Origin of the sequence: Curtobacterium flaccumfaciens (assembly GCF_018598405.1) — a bacterium.
Taxonomy (GTDB): domain Bacteria; phylum Actinomycetota; class Actinomycetes; order Actinomycetales; family Microbacteriaceae; genus Curtobacterium; species Curtobacterium aurantiacum.
The window spans coordinates 21,936-46,530 of sequence record NZ_JAHEWS010000011.1; the positions used below are offsets into that span (position 1 = coordinate 21,936).

Sequence of the window (24,595 nt, forward strand, 5' to 3'; positions counted from 1 at the left end):
CCGGGGCCTTCGACACCGCTGCGATCCGGGTGGTCATGCAGTCGACCGACAAGCCCCGGGTCGCCGTGATCGGTGCCGGCAGCTGGGGCACCACGTTCGCGAAGGTCCTCGCCGAGGGCGGTGCCTCCACCGTGGTGTGGGCCCGGCGTCCCGAGGTCGCCCGCGAGATCACCGAGACGAAGCGCAACTCGGACTACCTACCCGGCATCAACCTGCCCCGCACCCTGACCGCGTCGACGTCGCTCGAGCGCGTGCTCGACGGCGCCTCGCAGGTGTACGTCTCGGTGCCCTCGCAGACCCTGCGCTCGAACCTCGCCGCGATCCGCGAACTCCTGCCGGCCGACGTGCCGGTGGTCAGCCTGATGAAGGGCGTCGAGAAGAGCACGGGCCTGCGGATGAGTGAGGTCCTGCTGCAGGGCCTCGGCATCGACCAGGACCGCATCGCGGTGGCCAGTGGCCCGAACCTGGCGCTCGAGATCGCCCGTCGGCAGCCGACCGCGGCCGTGGTGTCGTCCTCCAGCATCGACACCGCGACCGCCGTCGCCGCGGTCGCGACGAACCCGTACTTCCGGTCGTTCATCAACACCGACGTCATCGGCACCGAGTTCGGCGGCGTGCTGAAGAACCTCATCGCCGTCGCGATCGGCATCGTCGACGGGGTCGGCTACGGCGAGAACACCAAGGCCTCGATCATCACGCGTGGCCTCGCCGAGATGACCGACTTCGCGGTGTCGCTCGGGGCGCAGTCCTCCACGCTGTCCGGGCTCGCGGGCCTCGGCGACCTCATCGCGACGTGCCAGTCACCGCTGTCACGGAACAACACCGCCGGCCGGCTGCTCGGCCAGGGCTACCGGTTCGACGAGGTCGTCCGGCAGATGAACCAGACGGCGGAGGGGCTGGCCTCGGTCGCCCCGATCCTCGAGCTGGCTGCGGCGAACGGGGTCGACATGCCCATCGTCAGCCAGGTCGGCGAGGTCCTCGCCGGTAGGCTCGATCCGCGCAACATCGCGCCGCACCTCACCGAGACCGACGAGCCGCAGGGCGAGTGACCGGTCCCGCACCGAGTCACGAAGGGACTCCCGTGCCCACGATCCCCGAGGGAACCCCCATGCCCAGGACCACCGTCGCCGTGCTCTTCGGCGGTCGCTCGAGCGAGCACGAGATCAGCTGCGTGACCGCCGGCGGCATCATGGACGTCGTCGACCGGGCCGAGTACGACCTCGTGCCGATCGGGATCACCCAGGACGGTGCCTTCACCCTGCAGTCGGACGACCCGGCGCAGTGGACGATCCGCGACGGTGCCCTGCCGACCGTGCCCGACAACGGCACGCGGATCGCGTTCCCGACCTCACCCGCCAGCAACGAACTCGTCGTGTCCCACCCCGACGGGACGGTCACGGCGATCCCGGTCGACGTGGTGTTCCCGATCCTGCACGGTCCCTTCGGCGAGGACGGCACGATCCAGGGGCTGCTCGAGATCGCCGGGCTGCCCTACGTCGGCGACGGGGTGCTCGCGAGTGCGCTGGCGATGGACAAGCACGTCGCCAAGGCCGTGCTCGAGCACGCCGGGCTGCGGGTCGCACCGTGGACCACCGTGCTCCGCCGGCAGTGGGCGGCCGACCCCGTGGACGTCGCCGAGACGATCGCCGCGCACGGCTGGCCGCTGTTCGTCAAGCCGGCCCGCGCCGGGTCGAGCATGGGCGTCTCACGCGTCGATGAGCCCGCGCAGCTGGGTGCCGCCATGGACCTGGCGTTCGAGCACGACTCCAAGGTCATCGTCGAGCCCCGGGTCATCGGCCGCGAGGTCGAGGTCGCCGTGCTCGAGGGCCGCGACGGTGTGCCGCGCACCAGCCTTCCCGGCGAGATCGTCGTGGCCGAGGACGGCTTCTACGACTTCGCGTCGAAGTACCTGGGTGGCGACGAGTCGCTGCTCTGCCCGGCTCCGCTGACCGAGGCGCAGACCGACGAGATCCGGTCGATCGGCGCCCGTGCGTTCGAGGCCATCGGCGGTTCCGGGCTCGCCCGTGTCGACTGCTTCCTGACCGACGACGGCTTCGTCGTGAACGAGGTCAACACGATGCCGGGCTTCACGCCGCTGTCGATGTACCCGCGCTGCTGGGCAGCGTCGGGGGTGTCCTACGGGGAGCTGATCACGGAGCTCATCGAGCTGGGTCGCGCAGCCGTCCGCTGACCAGGGCCGTCAGCCCTGCACGTCGGCCCGGTCGAGACACTGGTGGAGCTGGTGCTGCCCCGTCCGCTGGGTCAGCCCTGCACGTCGGCCGGGTCGAGACACTGGTGGAGCTGGTGCTGCCCCGTCCGCTGGGTCAGCCCTGCACGTCGGCCGGGTCGAGACATTCGTGCCCGTCCTCCGGCAGCGTCGACACGGCGTCGGAGAGTTCCTGGACGACGGTCGACGTGGTCTTCGTCGAGTCGACGACGACCTGCGCGGCCGGTGAGCGACCGAACGTCGTGAAGACGACCTGGTCGCCGCGGTCGTCGCGGATCCAGTCCACGCCCCCCTGCGAGAAGCAGGGCAGGTCGGACACCGTCGGCACCGCGACGCCGCAGTGGTAGACCGCCACCTCGGGATCGCCCCAGGCCGCCGTCGACTGCGCGTTCGTGTTCCGCAGGTCGAACTTCGTGTCCACCGTCGCCGGGAGCCGGACCTGCACGGCTGCGCACGCCGCGGCGTCGGCCGAGGGGGCGGCGGACATCGACACGGCGTTGGTGCACCCGGTCAGCCCGGCGGCGAGGGCGATCACGGCCCCCACGATCGCGAGGGTGCGAGGGGTGCGGCGCGCGGTGTCCATCGCCGTCCAGGCTACCGTTCTCGTGTGGACGCGACGTACGACGCCTGGGCCGGACCGACCGTGGGGGAGCTCGGCGAACTCGCCGTGCTCGACCGCATCACGAGCCGCCTGCCCGCGGGGACGCCGATCCTCGGCCCCGGGGACGACTGCGCCGTCGTGGCTGCCCCGGACGGCCGGTTCGTCGTGACGACGGACATGATGGTGCACGGCCCGGACTTCCGGTGGGCGTGGTCCTCGCCGACGGACATCGGCTGGAAGGCCGCCGCCACGAACCTCTCCGACGTCGCGGCGATGGGTGCTGCTCCGAGCGGGCTCGTGATCGCCCTCGCGGCGCCGCAGGACACCCCCGTGGCCGTCCTCGAGGGCATCGCCGACGGGTTCCGGCTCGCGGTCGACGCACTCGCTCCCGGGTGCGGGGTCGTCGGGGGAGACCTCTCCACCTCGGCGACGTTCACGGTGGCCGTCACCGCCTTCGGTGACCTGCTGGGCCGCGCGCCCGTGCTCCGGTCGGGCGCGAGCGTCGGTGACGTGCTCGCGGTGTCCGGCGAGCTCGGACGTGCCGCCCGCGGACTCGCGCGGTTGTTCCGTGACGGCGTCGACGACGGGGGTGAGCCGGACTTTGCTGCGACCGTGGCGAGCGGGGCCGACACGGATCTCGATGTCGGGCGACAGCGGCGTCCGGTGCCCCCGATCGCCGACGGGCCGCTCGCGGCCGGAGCCGGCGCGACCGCGATGCTCGACCTCTCCGACGGTCTCGCCATCGACGCCGGCCGGATGGCGCGCGCGAGCCGCGTCACCCTGGAGCTCGATGCCGCCACCGACCTCGACGAGGTCGCGCTGCACGGTGGCGAAGACCACGGCCTGCTCGCCACGTTCCCCGCGGACGCGGTCCTGCCCGGGGGCTTCCGCCGCATCGGCGTCGTGCGGGAGCGTGGCGACGCGGACCTGCTGCGCGACGGCTCCCCGGTCCCGACGACGGGCTGGGATCCCTACGCCGACTGGGACGGCGCCGCCGGCTGAACCGGCCGACCGGCTGCCTCAGCCGGCGGCGACGGCCTCCCACGCGACCGTCTCGCCGTAGCTGCGCTTGCTGAACGGCTCGAGGCCCGCCGGCCAGGTGGGCTCGGGGGAGCGCTTGCTCCGCTCGACCACGACGACGGCGTCCGGCGTCAGCTTCGGCACCAGGGTCTCGAGCACCTCCGCGAGCTCGTGCTCGGTGACGTCGTACGGCGGGTCGATGAACACCAGGTCGAAGGTGCGGACGGTCCCGCGCAGGTAACCCAGCACCGGCTGGGGCTGCACGTCGATCCGGACACCCGGGATCCGCTGCTGCACGGCCTTCGCGTTCGCCCGGCACGCCTGCGCTGCGGCCGACGCCCGGTCGACCAGGACCACCTCGACCGCACCGCGTGACGCCGCCTCGAGTCCGAGGGCGCCGGTCCCCGCGTACAGGTCGGCCACCGACGTGTCCTCGACGAGCCCCCGTGCCTCGAGCGACGAGAACAGCGCCTCGCGCACGCGGTCGCTCGTCGGCCGGGTGCCGGACTTCGGCACGCGGAGCGTCAGGGAGCCGGCGGCGCCGGCGATGATGCGGGTCATGCAGCCACCGTATCGGCCCGGCGGGTCCGGTCCGGCGTTCTCCACAGGCCGCTCGGGAGGCGCGGGTGGGGTCGGTCCTGCCGGGTACCGTTGGAGCGTGGTCACCTCCGGAACCCCCGCTGCGCCGGCCGCGCCCGACCTCGGTCCGGCGCCGCTCGACGCGCGGCTCGCGAACGTGCTCGGCGGTCGGACGGCGACCGCCATCGAGAAGGCCTTCGGGTACCGCACGGTGGGCGAGTTCCTCGAGCACGCGCCACGCCGGTACGCCGAGCGTGGTGCGCTGACAGCCCTCGACTCCCTGGCCATCGGCGAACCGGTGACCATCGTGGCCGAGGTGGTCGACGTCCGCGAACGCACCATGCGTGCGCGCCGAGGCTCCATCCTCGAAGCGAAGATCGGTGACGGCAAGGGGCTCCTCACCCTGACGTTCTTCAACCAGGGGTGGCGCACGAAGGACCTCGTGCCCGGAGCCCGGGGCATCTTCTCCGGCAAGGTCAGCGACTACCGCGGTGCCCGACAGCTCGCGCACCCCGACTACGAGCTGTTCGACCCGGACGACCCCCGGGCCGCCGCCGAGCCCGGTTCCGACGAGGCGATCCGGTGGTCGCGCCAGCCGATCCCGATCTACCCGGCGACGGCCTCCCTCACGTCGTGGCAGATCGCGAAGTCCATCGGCATCATCCTCGACACCCTGCCGGACCTGCCCGACCCGGTGCCGGCCTCCGCCCGGTCCCGGCTCGACCTCGTGCCGTTCCGCCGGGCCCTCGAACTGCTGCACCGCCCCGAGAAGGTCGCGGACTTCAAGCGCGCGCAGGACGCCCTGCGCTACCGCGAGGCGTTCGTGCTGCAGACCGCCCTGGTGCAGCGCCGGATCGCGGCCCGTCGCACCGAGGCCACCCCGCGCGTGGCCGCCCCCGGTGGCATCCTCCAACGCTTCGACGCCACCCTGCCCTTCACACTCACCGACGACCAGCGGGCCGTCGGCGCCGACATCGACCAGGACCTCGCCCGCACCTGGCCCATGCACCGGCTGATCCAGGGCGAGGTCGGGTCCGGCAAGACACTCGTGGCGATCCGCGCGATGCTCACCGTGGCCGAGTCCGGCGGGCAGTCCGCACTCATCGCCCCGACCGAGGTCCTGGCGGCACAGCACCTGCGGTCCATCGTGAAGTTCCTCGGACCCGACCTGGCGGCCGAGCTCCGCCCGGTGATCCTGACCGGCTCGCAGTCCACCGACGAACGTCGCCGTGCCCTGCTCGCCGCGGCGTCGGGCAGCTCGCGGCTGGTGGTCGGCACGCACGCGCTCCTGGGGGACCGGGTGGACTTCGCCGAGCTCGGGCTCGTGGTGGTCGACGAGCAGCACCGCTTCGGTGTCGAGCAGCGAGAGGCCCTCCGCACGAAGGGCGCGACCCCGCCGCACGTGCTCGTCCTCACCGCCACACCGATCCCGCGCACCGTGGCGATGACCGTGTTCGGTGACCTCGACGTCTCGACCATCACGGGCATGCCGTCGGGGCGCGCCGGCGTCGAGTCCTTCACCGTCCCGCTGGCGGAGCACCCCGGCTGGGAACCCCGCATCTGGTCACGCATGGCCGAAGAACTGGCCAAGGGCCGCCAGGCGTTCGTCGTCTGCCCGGCGATCGACGACGCCCACACCGAGGACGACGGCGAGCCGGAACCGGCCGAGGGCGAGGACGACACCCCGAAGCGGGCTCCGGCGACCGTGCTCGCCACCGCCGAGCGGATGCGGACCATGCCCGTGCTCGAGGGGCGTTCGATCGCGGTCCTGCACGGGCGGATGACCGCCGACGAGAAGGACCGCGTGATGACGTCCTTCGCCGCGGGCGACCTCGACGTGATCGTGGCGACGACCGTGATCGAGGTCGGGGTCGACGTGCCGAACGCCGCGATGATGGCCGTCCTCGACGCCGACCGGTTCGGGGTCTCGCAGCTCCACCAGCTCCGCGGCCGCATCGGCCGTGGCCAGTGGGCGGGTGTCTGCCTGCTGGTCACGACGGCCGAGCTCGAGACGACCTCGCGCGAACGCGTCGACGCGGTGGCGGCCTCGGACGACGGCTTCGAGCTCGCCCGGGTCGACCTCGAGCTCCGACGAGAGGGCGACGTCCTCGGCGAACGGCAGTCAGGTGGCCGGTCCTCGCTCAACCTGCTCCGGGTCGTCGAGCACGCCGACCTCATCGTCGATGCGCGCGGAGAAGCGGAGCGCGTGCTCGAGCCCGATCCCGAGCTCGAGGGATCGCCGGCCCTCCGCGACGCCCTCGCCAGGCGCCTCGACGAGTCCGACGCGGCGTTCCTCGGCAAGAACTGACCGCGGGGCACAGCGTGCCGGGCGGTATCGTCGCTGGCATGGCGCAGATCGCGGTGGTCCCCGGTTCCTTCGACCCCGTCACCCTCGGGCACCTCGACGTCATCGGCCGGGCGGCCGGGCTGTTCGACGAGGTGCACGTCCTCGTGGTGCACAACCCCGACAAGAAGCCCGCGATGTTCGAGGCCGTCGACCGGGTGCGGCTCATCCGCGAGTCGCTCGTCGAGGTCGGCGCGCCCGAGACGGTCACGGTGGGGGAGTGGACCTCCGGGCTCCTCGTCGACTACTGCCGCCAGGTCGGCGCGAAGGTCCTGGTGAAGGGCGTCCGCTCCGGCGAGGACGTCGCGTACGAGACCCCGATGGCGATCATGAACCGCCACCTCGCCGACGTCGAGACGGTCTTCCTGCTGCCCGACGCGTCGCGTGCGCACGTGTCCAGCTCGCTGATCCGCCAGGTGTCGTCCCTCGGCGGTGACGTCACGCCGTACGTGCCGACGACCGTCGCCGACGCCCTCGCTGCCCGCTGAGCACGCCCGCTGAGCCCACCGCGTCCGGACACGCCTGTCGCCACCTCGACTCTCGGCCCCGATCGCGCTAGGCTTGTCGATCGTGTCTTCCCCCGTGAACAGCCCCTACGCCCTGCGCGTGCGCGACCTCGCGCACCGGCCGGGCGAGATGCGCGAGCACTCGCTCGACATCGAGGTGCCCGACGCGATGGGGGCCGGTCTGATCGCCGTCCGCCAGGGTGCGGAACTGCGCATCGACGTCCGGCTCGAGGGCCTGCACGAGGGCGTCCTCGTGTCCGGACACGCTTCGGCCGACGCCACGGGGGAGTGCTCGCGCTGCCTCATCGACATCAGCGAACCGATCGAGGTCGATTTCGCCGAACTGTTCGCGTATGATGCCTCGGAGGATTTCGACTTCTTCGTTCGCGATGACCACGTGGACACCGAACAGGTCGTTCGAGATGCGGTGGTGCTGTCGCTGCCGTTCCAGCCGGTCTGCCGACCGGACTGCCCAGGACTCGACCCGGTGACGGGTGAGCGTCTGGCTGACCTCGGCGAGCAGCCCGCTCGTCAGGTGCTGGATCCCCGCTGGGCAGCCCTCAGCGCGATCGAGCTCGACGGCAGCGCTGCAGGATCCACCGACGGTGACACCACCGCACCGAAGACCACCGAGGGCGAGGAGCGGGCCGAGACCGAGTAGGTCCCCACACCGCCAGCCCCCGTACCGACCACCGACCAACCGAAAGAGATTCACCATGGCCGTTCCCAAGCGCAAGCAGTCCCGTGCGAACACGCACGCCCGTCGTTCGCAGTGGAAGGCCACGCCGATCCAGCTCGTGAAGACGATCGAGAACGGTCAGGTCACCTACAGCCTCCCGCACCGCGCGAAGGTCGTCGAGGACTCGGCCGGCACGCCCCTGTACATGGAGTACAAGGGCCGCAAGGTCGCCGACGTCTGATCGGACCGAACGCATGACGACAACGTCCGGCGCTGCGGGGTCTCGCCCCGCGGGGCCGGACGTCGTTCGTCTGCAGGGCATCCTCGGGGCCGACATCGACCTCGAGCTGCTCCAGCTCGCCCTGACGCACCGCTCCTACGCCTACGAGCACGGAGGCATCAAGCACAACGAGCGCCTCGAGTTCCTCGGGGACTCGATCCTCGGTCAGGCCGTGACCGTGAAGCTCTACACGTCGTTCCCCGACCTCGACGAGGGCGACCTCGCCAAGCGTCGGGCCAGCCTCGTGTCGACGGTGGCACTGGCCGAGATCGCCCGGATGATCGGGCTCGGCAACTACCTGCGCCTCGGCAAGGGCGAGGAGCAGACTGGTGGGCGCGACAAGTCGTCGATCCTCGCCGACACCGTGGAAGCCGTCATCGGCGCCACCTACCTGTCGGCGGGCCCCGATCCGGCGACGGAGCTCGTGCTCCGCCTGGTCGAGCCGCTGATGATCGACCCGGACCGCTTCGGCGCCGCGATGGACCCGAAGACGAGCCTGCAGGAGCTCGCCTCCAGCCGTTCGCTCGGCAACCCGGCGTACCGCGTCACCGAGACCGGCCCGGACCACGACAAGACCTTCATGGCGACCGTCGTGCTGCAGGGCGAGGACATCGCCTCGGGCACCGGCTCGAGCAAGAAGGCCGCCGAGATGGCCGCCGCGCTCGACGCCTGGACCCGGCTGTCCGGTCGAGCGGCCTGACCGCGTGCCCGAACTCCCCGAGGTCGAGGTCGTCCGCGCCGGTCTCGAACCCGCCGTCAGCGGCGCGCGGATCCTCCACGTCGACGTCATCGACGACCGCGCCCTCACCCGGCACGACGGCCCCGCCGAGGACTTCGCCGACCGTCTGACCGGTCGCACCATCGCCGCGGCCGTCCGGCGGGGCAAGTTCCTCTGGATGCCGCTGCAGCCCGAGCACGAGGGCGATCGGCCCGAGGCGCTCGTCGCCCACCTCGGCATGAGCGGGCAGATCCTGCTCGGTCGTGGTCGACCGGCCGCGAAGCACCGGCGGATCCTCATCGACGTGCAGCCCGCGGGCACCGACCGCTCGGGTGCGGCGGAGCCCGCGGTGGAACTCGAGTTCGTCGACCAGCGCACGTTCGGCTCGATGGCGATCGACGCGATGGTCCCCACGATCGACGGTGCTCCCGCCGGGTTCGGCGGGCAGGTCGACGCGATCGACCCCGATGCCGTGTGGCGCCGGTGGGTGCCGGGGCAGGTGTCGCACATCGCCCGCGACCCGCTCGACCCCGCGTTCGACGACGACCGGTTCGCCGCGATGGCCCGGAAGCGCTCGAGCGGCATCAAGCGGGTGCTGCTCGACCAGGGCGTCGTGAGCGGCATCGGCAACATCTACGCCGACGAGTCGCTGTGGGCCGCGAAGCTGCACTACGACCGCGCCGCCGAACGCCTCACCCGTGCCGACCTGCGACGACTGCTCGACGAGGTCCGTGCCATCCTGCGGCGCGCGCTCGAGGACGGCGGCACGAGCTTCGACGCCCAGTACGTCAACGTCAACGGGCAGTCCGGGTACTTCTCGCAGCGCCTGAACGTCTACGGGCAGCAGGGGAAGCCGTGTCCACGCTGCGGCACGACGATCGTGCGCGAAGCGTTCATGAACCGGTCGAGCCACATCTGCCCCGTGTGCCAACCCCGTCCCCGCGCCCGTACGCGTTAGCCTGACGCCAACCAGAGCATCCGGAGACCGCATGTACTTGAAGAGCCTGACCATCAAGGGGTTCAAGTCCTTCGCGCAGCCGACGACGTTCGCGTTCGAGCCGGGAGTCACGTGCATCGTCGGCCCGAACGGCTCCGGCAAGTCCAACGTCGTCGACGCGCTCGCCTGGGTGATGGGGGAGCAGGGGGCGAAGACCCTCCGCGGCGGCAAGATGGAGGACGTCATCTTCGCCGGCACCTCGACCCGCGGCCCGCTCGGCCGCGCCCAGGTGCTGCTGACCATCGACAACAGCGACGGCCTCCTGCCGATCGAGTACTCCGAGGTGACGATCGCGCGCACGCTGTTCCGCAACGGCGGCAGCGAGTACGCGATCAACGGCGAGAACTGCCGGCTGCTCGACGTGCAGGAGCTGCTGAGCGACACCGGCCTCGGTCGTGAGATGCACGTGATCGTCGGGCAGGGGCAGCTCGACAAGGTGCTGCACGCCACCCCGGAGGACCGCCGTGGCTTCATCGAGGAGGCCGCGGGGATCCTGAAGCACCGCCGTCGCAAGGAGAAGACCCTCCGCAAGCTCGACGCGATGCAGACCAACCTGACCCGCCTGTCCGACCTGGCCGGCGAGATCCGGCGGCAGCTGAAGCCCCTCGGACGCCAGGCCGAGGTCGCCCGCAAGGCCCAGTCGGTCGCCGCCGTCTTCCGTGACGCCAAGGCCCGCCTCCTCGCCGACGACGTGGTGCGCCTGCGCCGCGAGCTGCACGACCACCAGGAGGTCGAGGCGGGCCGGAAGTCCGAGCGCATCGTCCTGACCGAGCGGCTCGACCAGACGCGGGTGCGCCAGCAGCACGTCGAGCAGAGCATGGTCGGTGACGACGTCGACCGCGCCCGCACAGTCGTGCACCGGCTCGAGAGCGTGCAGGAGCGCCTCCGCGGCCTGTCGAGCCTGGCGAACCAGCGCCTGATGTTCCTCGCGCAGCAGGCCGACGCCCCGCAGCAGGGCCCGACGGTCACGCCCGAGCGCGTCGCCGGGGTCCGGGCCGAGGCCGACCGCCTCGCCACCCGTGCCGACGCGATGCAGGGCAGCTCGGTGACCACCGCCCGTGCCGTGCAGGATGCCCGGGCCGCGCTGGACGCCCTGGACGAACGCATCGCCGCCCAGGCTGCCCGGGTCTCGCAGCACGACCTCGAGGCACAGCGGCTCGCCAGCGCCGTCGACGTCGCCCGGTCGAAGCGCGGTTCCGCCGTGGCCGACCGCGAGCGGCGGGAACGGGCACTGGCCGAGGCGGGGGAGCGTGCCGAACGCGCGGCGGCGGCCCTCGCCGAACTCGGCGTCGACCCGTCCGAGGGGGTCGACGAGACCGTACTCGCGGAGACCCTCGAGCAGGCGCGTGCCGAGCTCGAACGTGTCCAGACCACCCGCGACGAGCAGCGCGACCGCCTCCACGCCCTCGAGCGCGAGCGGGACGCCCTCGACGCCCGGGTCACGGCGCTCGGCATGTCGATCGAGGTCCGTGACGGATCGCAGGCCCTGATCGACGCCGGCCGGGCGGGCATCGTCGGGCGCCTGGCCGACAGCCTGACGGTGACGCCCGGGTTCGAAGCCGCCATCGCCACGGCGCTCGAGGGCCTCGCCGACGCCGTCCTCGCCGACGACCGCGGGACGGCGCTCGACGCCGTCGACCACGCCCGCACTGCCGACCTCGGCCGGATCGACGTCGTCGTCGCGGACGCCGCGCCCGTCCCCGCGGCCCTGCCCGACACGTTGCCTGCCGCCGTCCGCCGTGCCACCGACCTGGTGCAGGGACCGCCGGCGCTCGCGTCGATCCTGCGCGACACGCTGGTCGCGGAGACCGACGACCTCGACCTGGAGGCGGTGCTCACGGCCGCCCCGCACGCCACGGTGGTCACGCGGTCCGGTGACCTCGTGCGTGCGGTCCGCGTGACCGGCGGCGGGGAGCGCGTGACCTCGCGCATCGAGCTCGTCGCCGAGCGCGACGACGCCGTGACGCGACGCGACGCGATCGCGACGGACGCGGAGGACGCGGCCACGGGCCTCCAGGCCGCGCGCAGCGCCGTCGAGGATGCGCGACGCCGTGCGGACGAGGCCGATGCGGCCTCCCGCGCGTACACCCGGGCGAAGGCCGAGTACGACCGCACGAGCGCGTCGACGCGGGCGAAGGCGGAGAACGCCGTGGCCGAGGTCGAGCGGCTGCGTGCCGCGCTGGCCGAGACCGACGGCGCCGTCGAGGCAGCCGAGGCCGTGCTCGCCGACGCCGAGGCGGCCCACCGCACGTTCACCGAGCAGGAGCGCCCGGTGGTCGACGCCTCCGAGCGTCCCGCGCTGCAGGACGCGCTCGAGGCTGCACGCGCCGCCGAGGTCGAACAGCGGATCCAGGTCGAGACCGTGCGCGAGCGGGTGCGCGCCGAACGGCACCGCGCCGACCAGCTCGAACGCCAGCTCGAGGCCGAGCGCGCCGCCGCCGAGGAAGCCGCACGGCTCGCGGTCATCCGCCGCGGTCAGATCCGCACCGCCGAGGCCGTGCTCGCCGACCTGCCCGGTGTGCTCGGCGCGGTCGACCGTTCGCTCGCCGAGGCCCGGGTCCAGCTGGCGACGGAAGAAGCCGAGCGGTCGAAGCGCAACACCGAGCTGCAGACGATCCGCAACGAGGAGCGCGAGTTGCGGGACCGCCTGCAGACCATCACCGACGGCGTGCACTCGCTCGAGATGGAGATCTACGAGAAGAAGCTGCACGTGTCCGGTGTGCTCGACCGGGCGCAGAGCGAACTCGGGCTGACCGAGGCGGTGCTGGTGGCCGAGTACGGGCCGGACGTGCCGGTGCCGGTCGACGTGCTCGTGGACCCGCGGGTGCTCGCGCGGAAGCACCGCGATGCGGAGCGGGCGGCGGCGGCCGCAGCAGCCACAGCGGCGGGCGTGACCGAACCGGACGACGCAGCCGCAGCACCAGACGCAGACGCACACACCGACACCGACGACGACTCGCTCACCCTCGTCGACGCCGAGTCCACCCTGCCCGGCGGCCCGGCCCTGCCCGAGTTCGACACCACCGACGAGGTCGACCCCGCCGACGTCGAGACCGTGCCCTACGTCCGTGCCGAGCAGGAGCGCCGGCTCAAGGCCGCGGAGCGCGACCTCGGGCAGCTCGGCAAGGTGAACCCGCTCGCCCTCGAGGAGTTCCAGGCGCTCGAGCAGCGGCACGCGTTCCTCGCCGAGCAGCTCGAGGACCTCCAGAAGACCCGGACGGACCTGCTGACGATCATCGACGAGCTCGACACGAAGATGCAGACGATCTTCGAGTCGGCGTTCAACGACACGAAGGACGCGTTCGACGTCATCTTCCCGATCCTGTTCCCGGGCGGCTCGGGGTCGATCAACCTGACAGACCCGACCGACCTGCTCGGCACCGGGATCGACGTGCAGGTGAAGCCCGCGGGCAAGAAGATCGACCGCCTGACCCTGCTGTCGGGCGGCGAGCGGTCCCTGGCGGCGGTGGCGCTCCTCGTCGCGATCTTCACCGCGCGGCCGTCGCCGTTCTACATCATGGACGAGGTCGAAGCGGCACTCGACGACGCCAACCTCGGCCGCCTGCTGACCGTGTTCGAGCGGCTCCGCGAATCCTCCCAGCTCATCGTCATCACGCACCAGAAGCGCACGATGGAGATCGCCGACGCCCTGTACGGGGTGTCGATGCGGCAGGACGGCGTCTCCGCCGTCGTCGGGCAGCGGGTGCAGAAGCGCGAGCCGGCGGACGCGGTCGCGTAGTCGACGCAGCGCTCTCACGCACTGAGCGACACCTCACGCGGCTGCGGCGACGTGACGTGTCGCTGGGCGCGAAACGGAGGCTGCGGTCGCGACCGGACGAAATGACGGGAGGCGCGGTGCCAGCTGGCACCGCGCCTCCCGCTCTGTCAGGTGCGTCCTGTCCGGACGCACCTGACAGAGCAGGAACTTCAGCGCACCGACGAAGATGCCGCTGAAGAGCAGGACGAGGCCGACGATGATCGCGATGATCAGCAGTGCGGGCATGAGGGTCTCCTATCCCTGGAACGAGACCGAGCAGACGCCCGGGCCGTCAGGGACGCTACTCCTCGGGGCAGGAACGCGTTCGCTCAGCCGACGGGGCCGCGTCCGCTCAGCCGACCAGGTTCTGCACGAACACGTGCGGCGTGAAGCCGGTCAGGTCGTTGATGCCCTCGCCCTGACCGATGAGCTTGATCGGAATGCCGGTCTTCTCCTGCACGCTCAGCACGAAGCCGGCCTTGGCCGAGCCGTCGAGCTTCGTGATGACGAGACCGGTGACACCGGCGCCCTCGATGAAGGCCTGGGCCTGTGCGAGTCCGTTCTGCCCGGTCGTCGCGTCGAGGACGAGCAGGACCTCGCTGATCTCGGTCTGCTTCTCGACCACGCGCTTGATCTTGGTGAGCTCGTCCATCAGGCCGGCCTTGGTGTGCAGGCGCCCGGCGGTGTCGATCACGACGATCTCGGTCTGGTCGCGGATCGCCTTCTCGACGGTCTGGTACGCGACCGATGCCGGATCCTGCCCGGGCTGCGACGGACGGACGACGTCGACGCCGGCGCGCTGGGCCCAGGTGGCGACCTGCTCGACGGCAGCGGCGCGGAAGGTGTCCGCCGCGCCGACCAGGACCGTGCGGTCGTAGGTCTTCAGGAACTTGGCGAACTTGCCGATCGTCGTGGTCTTGCCGACGCCGTTCACCCCGACGACGAGCACCACGGCGGGACGCGCGCTGAGCTTCAGGGTGGTGTCGAGCTTGGAGAGCCGTTCCTCGAGGACCTCGCGGAGCATGCGCTGCAGGTCGGCGGGGTCCGTCGTGCCGTAGCGGTCGACCCGGGCGTGCAGGTCCTCGATGATCTCCTCGGAGATGTCCGGACCGAAGTCCGCACCGATGAGGGCGGTCTCGAGGTCCTCCCACGTGGTCTCGTCGATCGTCTTGCGCTGGAAGAGGCCGCGCAGCCGTGTGGACAGTGACCAGGAACTCGCCATGCTCCCAGCTTAGAGCGCGGCGCATGTCCGCTGTGCCCGGTATGCTCGGTCACACGAAGGGGAGTATTCCCTCTCGGTGTCCCCGTCAGTACGGTCCGGAACGATCCGGCCCCGGGGCGCCGGTCGTGCGGCACCGGTTCCGGTGCAGCGTGACGGAAGAGACCTTCAGGCCTCGGCGTACCCACGTGTTCGTGTCCGACAAGTTCGTGAACAGCCCGTGCAGCGCCCTACCTGAAGGAAACCGTGGACGTCCCACTCTTCGTCTGGCTCATCACCATCGCCGGCATCCTCGCGCTGCTGGTGTTCGACTTCTACTCGCACGTGCGTACACCGCACGTGCCGCACATCCGCGAATCCGCGTTCTGGTCGGCCTTCTACATCGGCCTGGCCATCCTGTTCGGCATCGGGATCCTGGTCTTCGGCGGCGGACAGGCCGGCGGTGAGTACTTCGCCGGGTGGCTCACCGAGAAGGCGTTGTCGGTCGACAACCTGTTCGTCTTCCTCATCATCATGTCGAGCTTCGCCGTGCCGAAGGAGTTCCAGCAGAAGGTCCTGCTGGTCGGCGTCGCGATCGCGCTCGTCGCCCGCGGCGTGTTCATCGCCCTCGGCGTCACGATCATCGAGAACTTCTCGTGGGTCTTCTACCTGTTCGGTGCGCTGCTGTTCTGGCTCGCCTGGTCGCAGGCCCGCAGCGGCAACGACCACGGCAGCGAGGGCGAATCCCGGCTCATCCGGATCCTCAAGCGCATCATCCCGACGTCGGACCACTACGACGGTGACCGCCTGACCACCCGCGTCGACGGCAAGCGCCTGTTCACCCCGATGCTGCTCGTCATGGTCGCGATCGGTCTGACCGACGTGCTCTTCGCGCTCGACTCGATCCCCGCGATCTTCGGGCTCACGCAGGACGCCTTCATCGTGTTCACCGCGAACGCGTTCTCGCTGCTCGGTCTCCGACAGCTCTACTTCCTGATCGCCGGGCTGCTCGAGCGGCTCATCTACCTCGGCCAGGGCCTGGCCGTCATCCTGGCGTTCATCGGTGTGAAGCTCGTCTTCCACGCCATGCACGTCAACGAGCTGCCCTTCATCAACGGTGGCGAGCACATCGAGTGGGCGCCGGAGATCCCGATCTGGTTCTCGCTGGGCTTCATCGCGCTGACGATCGCGGTCGCCACGACCGCGTCCCTGGTGGTCTCGAAGCGCCGCCAGGAGCGCGGGCTGACCCCGACGGGCCAGCCGAAGGAGTCGGTCGAGGCCGACGCGAAGTAGCCGTCACCACCTGACGGACAGGAGGCGCGGTGCCAGCTGGCACCGCGCCTCCCGTCTGTCACCGTGTCGGCCGGACGCACCGGATTTCGGTCTGAGCGACAGTTCACGTGCTCCGCAGCACGTGAAGTGTCGCTCAGCGCGAAACGTCGGCGGCGCCGCGCGTCAGACGGCTTGCCGGCCAGGGGTCGCGTCGAGCAGGTGGGAGAGGTGCTCGGGCACCGTGCCGCCGCGGGCCACCGTCGCCCGCGCCCACAGCCGGCCCGCCCGGTAGGACGACCGGACCAGCGGCCCGGCGAGGACCCCCGCGAACCCCATCTGTTCGGCGACCTCGCGGAGCTCGACGAACTCCGCAGGGCTGACCCAGCGCGCGACCGGCAGATGCCGCGGCGACGGACGGAGGTACTGGGTCAGCGTGATGATGTCGGTGCCGGCGTCGTACAGGCGCTGCAGGGCGTCCTCGATCTCGAGGCGCTCCTCGCCCATGCCGAGGATGAGGTTCGACTTCGTCACGAGTCCGGCGTCGCGGCCCTGGGTGATGACGTCGAGCGACCGCTCGAACGTGAAGGCCGGGCGGATGCGCTTGAAGATCCGCGGCACCGTCTCGACGTTGTGGGCGAAGACCTCGGGGCGGGCGTCGAACACCGGGCCGAGCTGGTCGGGTCGCCCGTTGAAGTCCGGCACCAGGATCTCGACGCCGGTGCCGGGGGAGTGCTCGTGGATCGCCCGTATGGTCTCGGCGTAGAGCCAGGAGCCGCCGTCGGGCAGGTCGTCGCGTGCGACGCCGGTCACCGTCGCGTACTTCAGGCCCATCGACACGACCGAGTCCGCGACCCGGCGGGGCTCGTCGCGGTCGAGCGGTTCCGGCTTGCCGGTGTCGATCTGGCAGAAGTCGCAGCGACGGGTGCACTGCGAGCCGCCGATCAGGAAGGTGGCCTCGCGGTCCTCCCAGCACTCGAAGATGTTCGGGCAGCCGGCCTCCTGGCAGACGGTGTGCAGCTGCTTGTCCCGCACCAGGCCGGAGAGTTCGCGGAACTCCGGACCCTGCGTCGCGCGGGTCTTGATCCAGGCGGGCTTCGTCTCGATCGGGGTCTGGGCGTTCCGGGCCTCGACCCGGAGCATGCGGCGGCCGTCGGGGGCGAGGGTCATACGAGGGTCTCCTGTCGAGTGGGCGCTGAGCCGGCGTGCGTCGTGCTGATCCGGTGTCCGGTGTGCATGCCGTCGACGGCCTGCTGGACGCGCTGCGCGACGAGCGGCGCGAGGCGGTCGACCGTGACCGCGCCAGCGCCGACGCGTGCCGCCGCTGCGCTGAGTGTCGTGACCCCGGCATCGGCGATCCCGCACGGGACGATCGCGGCGTAGGCGTCGAGGGCGTTGTCGCAGTTGATCGCGATGCCGTGGGTCGTCACACCCTCGGCGACGTGCAGGCCGATCGCCCCGACCTTGGCGGCCGGGGAGCCGTCGGTGCCCGGCATCCATGCACCGCTGCGACCCGCGACCCGTTCGGCGTGCACCCCGACGGCAGCCGCGGCGTCGATGACGACCTGCTCCAGGTCCCGCACCCAGGCGACGACGTCGAGCGGTTCGGCGAGCCGGACGATCGGGTACGCGACGAGCTGGCCCGGACCGTGCCAGGTGATGCGGCCGCCACGGTCGGTGTCGACCACCGGTGCGCCGTTCGTCGGCAGGTCGGACGGTTCGGTGCGGCGACCGGCGGTGTACACGGACGGGTGCTCGCACAGCACGAGTGCTCCGGGAGAACGGCCGGCGACGACGTCGGCGTGCAGGTCCCGCTGCAGGGCGAGCCCGTCCGCGTAGTCGAGCAGGCCGGGGTGGCGCAGGATCTCGAGTTCCGGCATGCGCCGAGCGTACGACAGTTTCTGGACGGCGTCCAACAACCTGGTGCTTGACCTCGACAATGGTTGAGATGATCCGATGTGGGCATGGACATCCGACAGGTACAGCTCGCCACCCGGTCCCTCGCCGACACCGCCCGCTTCTACGAACGGCTGGGCTGCCCGGTCGAGGTGGACGAGGCAGACGCGGGTCCCGACCCCGCCGCCGTGGTCCGCGTCGTGGTGGGCTCGTCGCTCCTGGTGTTCCGCGAGCTGTCGGAGATGACCGGTGCCCTGCACCTGGCGATCACGATCCCCACGGGGACCTTCGACGCGGCCAAGGCCTGGATCGCCGGACTGACGACGGTGCTCGGTACCGACGACCAGGACGAGTTCGAGGGACCGCCGAACTGGAACTCGCGGTCGGTCTACTTCGAGGGGCCCGACCAGCAGCTCCTCGAACTGATCGAGCGGCGGGACCTGTCCGCAGGGGCGCACGTCGGGCGCGACGGCGACGGCGACGGCGACTACGGCGACGGCGCCGGCATCCCGCTCGTCTCGGTCAGCGAGGTCGGCGTGCCCGTGCCCGACGTCCTCCGTGCCGTCGAGGCGCTGCGACGCGCCGGTCTCGTGCCGTACGCGAACCCGCCGGGGGAGTCCTTCGCGGCGGTCGGTGACGTGGACGGTCTCGTGATCCTGGTGTCGCCCGAGCGGCGGTGGTTCCCGACCGGTGACCGGAGCCCGTCGAGCGCACCGGTGGTCATCGACCTGGGCCTCCCCGCGCCGCTCGCACTGACCGAGGGCGTCCTCCTGCGGTGAACGGACCCGTGCGGTGGTCGGGAGCCTTGTAGAATCGACGGATCATGGCGCAATTCGGTTCACTCTCCGATCGGCTGACCGAGACCTTCCGCAATCTGCGGAGCAAGGGTCGGCTGACTCCGTCCGACGTCGACGGCACCGTCCGCGAGATCCGGCGGGCGCTCCTCGACGCCGACGTCGCGCTCGAGGTCGTCAAGGCGTTCACCGCATCGGTCCGCGAGCGGGCCCTCTCCGACGAGGTCAACCGCGCGCTCAACCCGGCGCAGCAGGTCGTCCAGATCGTCAACGAAGAACTCGTCGGCATCCTGGGCGGGCAGCAGCGACGGCTCGAGTTCGCGAAGAAGCCGCCGACGGTCATCATGCTCGCGGGTCTGCAGGGTGCCGGTAAGACGACCCTCGCGGGCAAGCTCGGCAAGTGGCTCAAGAAGGACGGCCACACGCCGATGCTCGTCGCGGCGGACCTCCAGCGTCCGAACGCCGTGCAGCAGCTGCAGGTCGTCGGTGAGCAGGCCGGCGTGCACGTCTTCGCTCCGGAGCCCGGCAACGGCGTCGGCGACCCGGTCAAGGTCGCGAAGAACGCCATCAAGGCCGCGGTCGACCAGCAGTACGACACCGTCATCGTGGACACGGCCGGTCGTCTCGGCGTCGACGCCGAGCTCATGAAGCAGGCCGCGAACATCCGCAAGGCAGTCGACCCCGACGAGGTCCTGTTCGTCATCGACGCGATGATCGGTCAGGACGCCGTCAACACCGCACGTGCCTTCCAGGAAGGCGTAGACTTCACCGGCGTCGTGCTGTCGAAGCTCGACGGTGACGCCCGCGGTGGTGCGGCCCTGTCGGTGGCCAGCGTGACCGGCCGTCCGATCATGTTCGCGTCGACGGGTGAATCGCTCGACGACTTCGAGCCGTTCCACCCGGACCGGATGGCGAGCCGGATCCTCGACCTCGGCGACATCCTGTCCCTCATCGAGCAGGCGCAGGGCGCCTTCGACGAGGAAGAGGCGCGCAAGGTCGCGGACAAGATCGCGACCGACAACTTCACGCTGAACGACTTCCTGCAGCAGATGCAGCAGCTCCGCAAGGCGGGCTCGATCAAGGGCATGCTCGGCATGCTCCCGGGCGCGAAGGGCATGCGCGAGGCGCTCGACAACTTCGACGAGCGCGAGATCGTCCGCACCGAGGCGATCATCCAGTCGATGACCCCGCAGGAGCGTGAGCTCCCGAAGCTGCTGAACGGCTCGCGCCGGCTCCGCATCGCCAAGGGCGCCGGTTCGACGGTGACCGAGGTCAACGCGCTGGTGAACCGCTTCGAGCAGGCCGCGAAGATGATGAAGACGGTCGCCCGCGGTGGTGTGCCGCAGATGCCGGGCATGGGGCCGATCCCCGGCATGCACGGTGGCAAGAAGCAGCAGCAGGGTGGCAAGAAGAAGTCGAAGGTCGGCAACCCGGCCAAGCGAGCGGCCCTCGCGGCCGGTGCCGCGGCTGCTCCGCAGCAGGCCCCGCAGGGGTCCGGCCTCGGCCTCGGTGGCGCCAAGGGCGGCAAGGCGCCGACCGAGGAAGAGCTCGCGAGCCTGCAGAAGTTCCTGGGTCGCTAGTCGCGACCACCTGACGGACGGGAGGCTCGTGGCGGATCCGCCACGGGCCTCCCGTCCTGTCGTGGTCCCGTCGCGACGTTCCTTCCCATCGCACGCGCGCTGGAAAGCGGAATCGGGCGTACCTGGTCGAAAGAAACGACCAGGTACGCCCGATTCGACCAGGTACGCCCGATTCGACCAGGTACGCCCGATTCGACCAGGTACGCCCGATTCTGGTAGGTCGCGGCTAGAGCGCGTCGCGGAACTCCGTCACCAGGTGGCGGACCACGGCGCGCAGGTCGCCGCCGTTCTCCTGCGCGACCCGGAGCTGCCGCTGGTACGACGCACCGCGCTCGATCATGGTGTCGAGGTGGTGCAGTTCGTCCTGGCACCCGAGGCGTTCGGCGATCGGGTCGAGCCGCTGCACCAGGTCGTGCACCTCGTCGGTCACGAGCCGCTCGTCGCCGGCGGCGTTCGTGATGATCTCGGCCTCCATGCCGTAGCGGGCCGCGCGCCACTTGTTCTCGCGGATGAACCACGGCTGCATGGTCGGCAGGGTCTCGCCGGCGTCGAGGCGGTCGGAGCACGCGGTGACCAGGCACTGGACGAGCGCGGTGACGGCGCCGACCTCGTGCAGGGTCGAGATGCCGTCGGAGACCCGGTTCTCCAGGGTGCCCCAGCCCGGCGACGGGCGGATGTCCCAGCGCAGGTCCTTCACACTGTCGATGACGCCGGTGTGGGTGAGGTCGCCCACCACCTCTTCGAAGTTCGCCCAGGCACCCAGCTGCGGCGGGAGCCCGCCCGTCGGGAGCTGCTGGAACATGAGCGCCCGGTTCGAGGCGTAGCCGGTGTCGGTCCCGCCCCAGAACGGGCTCGAGGCCGTGAACGCCTGCAGGTGCGGGACGTAGGCGAGCATCGCGTTCATGATCGGGACGGCCTTGTCGCGGTCGTCGATGCCGACGTGCACGTGCACGCCCCAGATGAGCATCTGCCGACCCCACCAGCGGGTGCGGTCGATCAGGGTCGTGTAGTGCTCGCTGTCCGGGGTGATCTCCTGCTGGTCCCAGACGGCGAACGGGTGCGTGCCGGAGCACATCACCTGGGCGTCGAGCGGCTCGGCGGCGTCGATGACCTCGCCGATGATGCCGGACAGCTCGCTCGTCGCAGCCCCCACCCGATCGTGGACGCTCGACACGACCTCGACCGTGTTGGTCAGCAGCTCCTCGGTGACCCGGTCGTGGTCACCGAGCCGTTCGTGCACGGCGGCGATGACGGCGGGGGCGCGGGGTGCGAGGTCGCCGGTCGACCGATCGACCAGCGGGAGTTCCCACTCGACGCCGATGGTCGACGGGCGGGACTCGGTGAAGCGGATGTCCATGCCGTCCATCCTGCCCGGAACGTTGTCGGACACGCACAACGAACGGGTGCCGTTCGTGCGGACCCCGCAGAATGGGCGCATGAGCAGCGTCGCTTCCGCCCCCGTCGTGCCGGACTCCCTCCGGACCGTCGCGTCCGCCTGGACCCTCGGCCCCCTGCACCTGGCGAACCGGGTGGTGATGGGGTCGATGCACACCGGGCTCGAGGTGCAGGACGACGGCGGTGCCGGCATGGCGGCGTTCTACCGCGAACGGGCCGCCGGTGGTGTCGCGTGCATCATCACGGGCGGCATCGCGGTGAACGACGAGGCCCGCGGCGGTCCGGACTTCGCGGTGTTCGGCGTCGGGGGAGCCGACGAGCGGTTCCGGGTGGCGGTCGACGCCGTGCACGACGAGGGCGGGACGATCCTCGCGCAGCTGTTCCACGCCGGTCGGTACGCGCTCGCAGCTGGCATGGTCGACCGGCACGGGGACCCGCAGCGGGTGGTGGCGCCCTCGGCCCTGCCGTGGGCGGCCGCCCGCGGTGTGGTGCCGACCGAGCTGACGTCGGCCGAGGTCGAGCGGACCATCGAGGACTTCGCCGCCGCGGCCCGCAGCGCCCGGGACATCGGGTTCGACGGCGTCGAGATCATGGCGTCCGAGGGGTACCTGATCAACCAGTTCCAGTCACCGCTGACCAACCTGCGCGACGACGAGTGGGGTGGCGACGCGGAACGCCGCCGGCGCTTCGCGGTCGAGGTCGTCCGGGCCGTCCGCACCGCGGTCCCCGAGCTCGCCGTGACGATCCGGTTGTCCGGCGCCGACCTGATGCCCGGGTCCTCGACCGACGACGAGGTCGACGCGCTCGTGCACGACCTGCTGCCGCTCGGGCTCGACGGCATCTCGGTCGGCATCGGCTGGCACGAGTCCCGCACCCCGACGGTGCAGGCCGCGGTGCCGCACGGGGCCTGGCTCGCCTACGCCGAACGGATCGCCGGGGTGGTGCGCGCGTCGCCGTACCCCGGGGTCCGCGTCATCGCCTCGAACCGGATGACCGACCTGCGCGACGGCGAAGCGGTGCTGGCCGACGGACTGCTCGACGCGGTGGCCCTCGCCCGGCCGTTCCTCGCCGACCCCGCGCTCGTCAACCGCTCCCTCGCCGGTCGGTTCGCCCTGGTGAACACGTGCATCGGCTGCAACCAGGCGTGCCTCGACCGTTCCATCGTCGGCGCCCCGGTGTCCTGCCTCGTCAACCCCCGGGCCGCCCGCGAAGTCGCGTTCCCCGCACGCCCGACGACCGACCCGAAGCGCGTCGACGTCGTCGGGGGCGGGCCGGCCGGACTCGCCGCCGCCGTGGACGCCGCTCGACGGGGCCACGACGTCACCGTCTGGGAGGCGTCCGACCGCCTGGGTGGCCAGTTCGGCCTCGCTGCACTCGTGCCGGGCAAGGAGGACTACGCCGCCACGGTGCGCTCCGCCCGTGCCGAGCTCGCGGAGCGGGGCGCGACGATCCACCTCGGACGCCCGGCCACGGCTCGGGACCTCGTCGACAGCGACGCCGTCGTGCTCGCGGCCGGGGTGGTCCCGCGGAGCATCGACGTCCCCGGCAGCGACCTGCCGCACGTGCTGTCCTACGAACGGGCGCTCCGCGAGGGGGTCCCCGAGGGCACCGTCGCGATCATCGGTGGCGGCGGCATCGGCGTCGACACCGCGGCGTTCCTGACCGAGTCGCCCGACGAGGCCGTCCGGGCCGCCGAGTTCGCGGCCCGGTGGGACCTCGACGTCTCCGAGGAGCTCGTCGGCGACGTGCCGCAGCGACTCCCCGCTGCCCCGCGCACCACACGGCCGGGGTCCCAGGTGACGGTGCTCCGTCGATCGGGCAAGTTCGGCCAGGGGATCGGCATCACGTCGCGGTGGGTCGCGATCGGTCGGCTGCGCGACGCCGGGGTGCGGATGCTCGGCGGCGTGCAGGAGTACCTGCGCATCGAGCCCGGCGTGCTCTGGGTCCGCGACGAGCACGGGGACGAGGTCGGCGTGCCGGCGGACAGCGTCGTGATCTGCGCCGGGCAGGAGCGCGCGAGCGACGCCGAGGGCGACACGTCCGACGGACTCGCCACGGGCCTCCAGGCCGCCGGTGTGCCGTACGCCGTCGTCGGCGGCGCGCGGGACGCACGGAGCGTGGACGCGGTCCGCGCGACGTCCGAGGCGCTCGAAGCGGTGCGGCGACTCGCGCCGTAGCGAGTCGGCTCGCATCACGGCCGGGAATCTGCAAGAATGAACGGTCGAATCGCCGCAGCTCGACCCTCTATCCAGCTGTGAGCGATCTCTCTCGAGCTTTCGCCGTGTGTGCCCCCACGCCCGCGGTTCCAGTTCAACCACAACGAAAGCAAACAGGAGCAATTGTGGCTGTCAAGATCCGTCTGAAGCGTCTCGGTAAGATCCGTGCGCCCTACTACCGCATCGTCGTCGCCGACTCGCGCACCAAGCGCGATGGTCGTGTCCTCGAGGAGATCGGTCAGTACCACCCGACCGAGGAGCCCTCGGTCATCAAGATCGAGTCCGAGCGTGCGCTCTACTGGCTCGGCGTCGGCGCGCAGCCGACCGAGCAGGTCGCGGCCCTCCTCAAGCTGACCGGCGACTGGGCCAAGTTCAAGGGCGAGAAGGACACCGAGTCCAAGGTCAAGGTCGCCGAGCCGAAGCAGCCCTTCCAGGTCGACTCCTCGAAGAAGGCCGTCCTCAAGCCGAAGTCGGAGAAGACGGCTCCCGCCGCCAAGGCCGACGACGCCGAGACCGCCGACGAGACGACCGAGGCGTAG

Annotated in this window: 22 protein-coding genes; 15 read left to right on the forward strand and 7 right to left on the reverse strand. The window is 71.3% G+C overall.

From position 1 onward, the window contains the following. Positions 1-35 precede the first annotated feature (35 nt). Together KK097_RS08795 and KK097_RS08800 are read left to right on the forward strand one after the other, a co-directional pair. Positions 36-1,049, forward strand: a complete 1,014-nt coding sequence (locus KK097_RS08795) for an NAD(P)H-dependent glycerol-3-phosphate dehydrogenase (protein WP_214528663.1) — start codon at positions 36-38, stop codon at positions 1,047-1,049. 59 nt (positions 1,050-1,108) lie between these two features. Beyond that, positions 1,109-2,191, forward strand: a complete 1,083-nt coding sequence (locus tag KK097_RS08800; protein WP_214528642.1) for a D-alanine--D-alanine ligase family protein — start codon at positions 1,109-1,111, stop codon at positions 2,189-2,191. A gap of 133 nt (positions 2,192-2,324) precedes the next feature. Here KK097_RS08800 and KK097_RS08805 read toward each other — a convergent pair whose 3' ends face one another. Beyond that, positions 2,325-2,810, reverse strand: coding sequence for a DUF3515 family protein (locus tag KK097_RS08805; protein ID WP_214544378.1), 486 nt, complete (start codon positions 2,808-2,810; stop codon positions 2,325-2,327). A gap of 24 nt (positions 2,811-2,834) precedes the next feature. Between KK097_RS08805 and thiL the strand changes: the two genes are divergently transcribed. Next, positions 2,835-3,830, forward strand: a complete 996-nt coding sequence (gene thiL / locus KK097_RS08810; RefSeq protein WP_214544379.1) for a thiamine-phosphate kinase — start codon at positions 2,835-2,837, stop codon at positions 3,828-3,830. Positions 3,831-3,848: 18 nt separating this feature from the next. On the opposite strand, the gene KK097_RS08815 is transcribed toward thiL, so the two are convergent. Then, complete coding sequence (locus KK097_RS08815; protein WP_214528639.1) at positions 3,849-4,409, reverse strand: RsmD family RNA methyltransferase; 561 nt, start codon at positions 4,407-4,409, stop codon at positions 3,849-3,851. A gap of 97 nt (positions 4,410-4,506) precedes the next feature. Here KK097_RS08815 and KK097_RS08820 point away from each other — a divergent pair, with 97 nt between their 5' ends. From KK097_RS08820 to KK097_RS08850, 7 genes are all read left to right on the forward strand, one after another. Then, positions 4,507-6,735, forward strand: a complete 2,229-nt coding sequence (locus KK097_RS08820; RefSeq protein ID WP_307858381.1) for an ATP-dependent DNA helicase RecG — start codon at positions 4,507-4,509, stop codon at positions 6,733-6,735. Positions 6,736-6,773: 38 nt separating this feature from the next. Further along, a complete protein-coding gene (gene coaD, locus KK097_RS08825; RefSeq protein ID WP_214528637.1) occupies positions 6,774-7,259 on the forward strand; it encodes a pantetheine-phosphate adenylyltransferase in 486 nt (161 codons plus the stop codon). A 94-nt stretch (positions 7,260-7,353) separates the two neighbouring features. After that, entirely contained in the window at positions 7,354-7,938 is a 585-nt protein-coding gene (locus KK097_RS08830; RefSeq protein WP_214544418.1) for a YceD family protein, read from the forward strand. Between the two features lie 55 nt (positions 7,939-7,993). Then, positions 7,994-8,197, forward strand: a complete 204-nt coding sequence (gene rpmF / locus KK097_RS08835; RefSeq protein ID WP_017888273.1) for a 50S ribosomal protein L32 — start codon at positions 7,994-7,996, stop codon at positions 8,195-8,197. A 13-nt stretch (positions 8,198-8,210) separates the two neighbouring features. After that, on the forward strand, positions 8,211-8,936 hold the full coding sequence (rnc, locus tag KK097_RS08840; RefSeq protein ID WP_214544381.1) for a ribonuclease III: 726 nt from the start codon (positions 8,211-8,213) through the stop codon (positions 8,934-8,936). A gap of 4 nt (positions 8,937-8,940) precedes the next feature. Continuing rightward, positions 8,941-9,912, forward strand: coding sequence for a bifunctional DNA-formamidopyrimidine glycosylase/DNA-(apurinic or apyrimidinic site) lyase (gene mutM, locus KK097_RS08845; RefSeq protein WP_214544382.1), 972 nt, complete (start codon positions 8,941-8,943; stop codon positions 9,910-9,912). A 31-nt stretch (positions 9,913-9,943) separates the two neighbouring features. Next, positions 9,944-13,690, forward strand: coding sequence for an AAA family ATPase (locus KK097_RS08850; RefSeq protein WP_214544383.1), 3,747 nt, complete (start codon positions 9,944-9,946; stop codon positions 13,688-13,690). Between the two features lie 33 nt (positions 13,691-13,723). Here KK097_RS08850 and KK097_RS08855 read toward each other — a convergent pair whose 3' ends face one another. Next, the gene (locus tag KK097_RS08855; RefSeq protein ID WP_214544429.1) at positions 13,724-13,954 is read right to left on the reverse strand and encodes a hypothetical protein; all 231 of its coding nucleotides are present in this window, start codon (positions 13,952-13,954) and stop codon (positions 13,724-13,726) included. Between the two features lie 106 nt (positions 13,955-14,060). After that, the gene (gene ftsY, locus KK097_RS08860; protein ID WP_017888268.1) at positions 14,061-14,930 is read right to left on the reverse strand and encodes a signal recognition particle-docking protein FtsY; all 870 of its coding nucleotides are present in this window, start codon (positions 14,928-14,930) and stop codon (positions 14,061-14,063) included. 243 nt (positions 14,931-15,173) lie between these two features. Between ftsY and KK097_RS08865 the strand changes: the two genes are divergently transcribed. After that, positions 15,174-16,199 (forward strand): TerC family protein, encoded by a 1,026-nt coding sequence (locus KK097_RS08865; protein ID WP_110859106.1) that lies wholly within the window; start codon positions 15,174-15,176, stop codon positions 16,197-16,199. Between the two features lie 162 nt (positions 16,200-16,361). Here the strand turns inward: KK097_RS08865 and lipA are convergent, their stop codons facing one another. Together lipA and lipB are read right to left on the reverse strand one after the other, a co-directional pair. Next, positions 16,362-17,345 carry a lipoyl synthase gene (lipA, locus tag KK097_RS08870; protein ID WP_214544384.1) on the reverse strand — a complete coding sequence of 328 codons (984 nt, stop codon included), beginning with the start codon at positions 17,343-17,345 and terminating at the stop codon, positions 16,362-16,364. Then, positions 17,342-18,055 (reverse strand): lipoyl(octanoyl) transferase LipB, encoded by a 714-nt coding sequence (gene lipB / locus KK097_RS08875; RefSeq protein ID WP_214544385.1) that lies wholly within the window; start codon positions 18,053-18,055, stop codon positions 17,342-17,344. The genes lipA and lipB overlap by 4 nt, the downstream gene beginning before the upstream one ends. A gap of 84 nt (positions 18,056-18,139) precedes the next feature. On the opposite strand from lipB, the gene KK097_RS08880 reads away from it, so the two are divergent. Further along, positions 18,140-18,850: a VOC family protein gene (locus tag KK097_RS08880; protein WP_214544386.1), complete on the forward strand. Its 711-nt coding sequence runs from the start codon at positions 18,140-18,142 to the stop codon at positions 18,848-18,850. 44 nt (positions 18,851-18,894) lie between these two features. Continuing rightward, on the forward strand, positions 18,895-20,445 hold the full coding sequence (gene ffh, locus KK097_RS08885) for a signal recognition particle protein (protein WP_214528630.1): 1,551 nt from the start codon (positions 18,895-18,897) through the stop codon (positions 20,443-20,445). 226 nt (positions 20,446-20,671) lie between these two features. Here ffh and KK097_RS08890 read toward each other — a convergent pair whose 3' ends face one another. After that, a complete protein-coding gene (locus KK097_RS08890) occupies positions 20,672-21,811 on the reverse strand; it encodes a glutamate--cysteine ligase (RefSeq protein WP_214544420.1) in 1,140 nt (379 codons plus the stop codon). A gap of 70 nt (positions 21,812-21,881) precedes the next feature. On the opposite strand from KK097_RS08890, the gene KK097_RS08895 reads away from it, so the two are divergent. Further along, on the forward strand, positions 21,882-24,017 hold the full coding sequence (locus KK097_RS08895; RefSeq protein ID WP_214544387.1) for an oxidoreductase: 2,136 nt from the start codon (positions 21,882-21,884) through the stop codon (positions 24,015-24,017). Positions 24,018-24,181: 164 nt separating this feature from the next. Continuing rightward, positions 24,182-24,595, forward strand: coding sequence for a 30S ribosomal protein S16 (gene rpsP / locus KK097_RS08900; protein ID WP_214544388.1), 414 nt, complete (start codon positions 24,182-24,184; stop codon positions 24,593-24,595).

Coding starts and splice junctions, on each gene's coding strand:
- KK097_RS08795 (WP_214528663.1), top strand. CDS start 36: ATGCAGTCGACCGACAAGCCCCGGGTCGCCGTGATCGGTGCCGGCAGC.
- KK097_RS08800 (WP_214528642.1), top strand. CDS start 1,109: ATGCCCAGGACCACCGTCGCCGTGCTCTTCGGCGGTCGCTCGAGCGAG.
- KK097_RS08805 (WP_214544378.1), bottom strand. CDS start 2,810: ATGGACACCGCGCGCCGCACCCCTCGCACCCTCGCGATCGTGGGGGCC.
- KK097_RS08815 (WP_214528639.1), bottom strand. CDS start 4,409: ATGACCCGCATCATCGCCGGCGCCGCCGGCTCCCTGACGCTCCGCGTG.
- coaD (WP_214528637.1), top strand. CDS start 6,774: ATGGCGCAGATCGCGGTGGTCCCCGGTTCCTTCGACCCCGTCACCCTC.
- rpmF (WP_017888273.1), top strand. CDS start 7,994: ATGGCCGTTCCCAAGCGCAAGCAGTCCCGTGCGAACACGCACGCCCGT.
- rnc (WP_214544381.1), top strand. CDS start 8,211: ATGACGACAACGTCCGGCGCTGCGGGGTCTCGCCCCGCGGGGCCGGAC.
- KK097_RS08850 (WP_214544383.1), top strand. CDS start 9,944: ATGTACTTGAAGAGCCTGACCATCAAGGGGTTCAAGTCCTTCGCGCAG.
- KK097_RS08855 (WP_214544429.1), bottom strand. CDS start 13,954: ATGCCCGCACTGCTGATCATCGCGATCATCGTCGGCCTCGTCCTGCTC.
- ftsY (WP_017888268.1), bottom strand. CDS start 14,930: ATGGCGAGTTCCTGGTCACTGTCCACACGGCTGCGCGGCCTCTTCCAG.
- lipA (WP_214544384.1), bottom strand. CDS start 17,345: ATGACCCTCGCCCCCGACGGCCGCCGCATGCTCCGGGTCGAGGCCCGG.
- lipB (WP_214544385.1), bottom strand. CDS start 18,055: ATGCCGGAACTCGAGATCCTGCGCCACCCCGGCCTGCTCGACTACGCG.
- KK097_RS08880 (WP_214544386.1), top strand. CDS start 18,140: ATGGACATCCGACAGGTACAGCTCGCCACCCGGTCCCTCGCCGACACC.
- ffh (WP_214528630.1), top strand. CDS start 18,895: ATGGCGCAATTCGGTTCACTCTCCGATCGGCTGACCGAGACCTTCCGC.
- KK097_RS08890 (WP_214544420.1), bottom strand. CDS start 21,811: ATGGACGGCATGGACATCCGCTTCACCGAGTCCCGCCCGTCGACCATC.
- KK097_RS08895 (WP_214544387.1), top strand. CDS start 21,882: ATGAGCAGCGTCGCTTCCGCCCCCGTCGTGCCGGACTCCCTCCGGACC.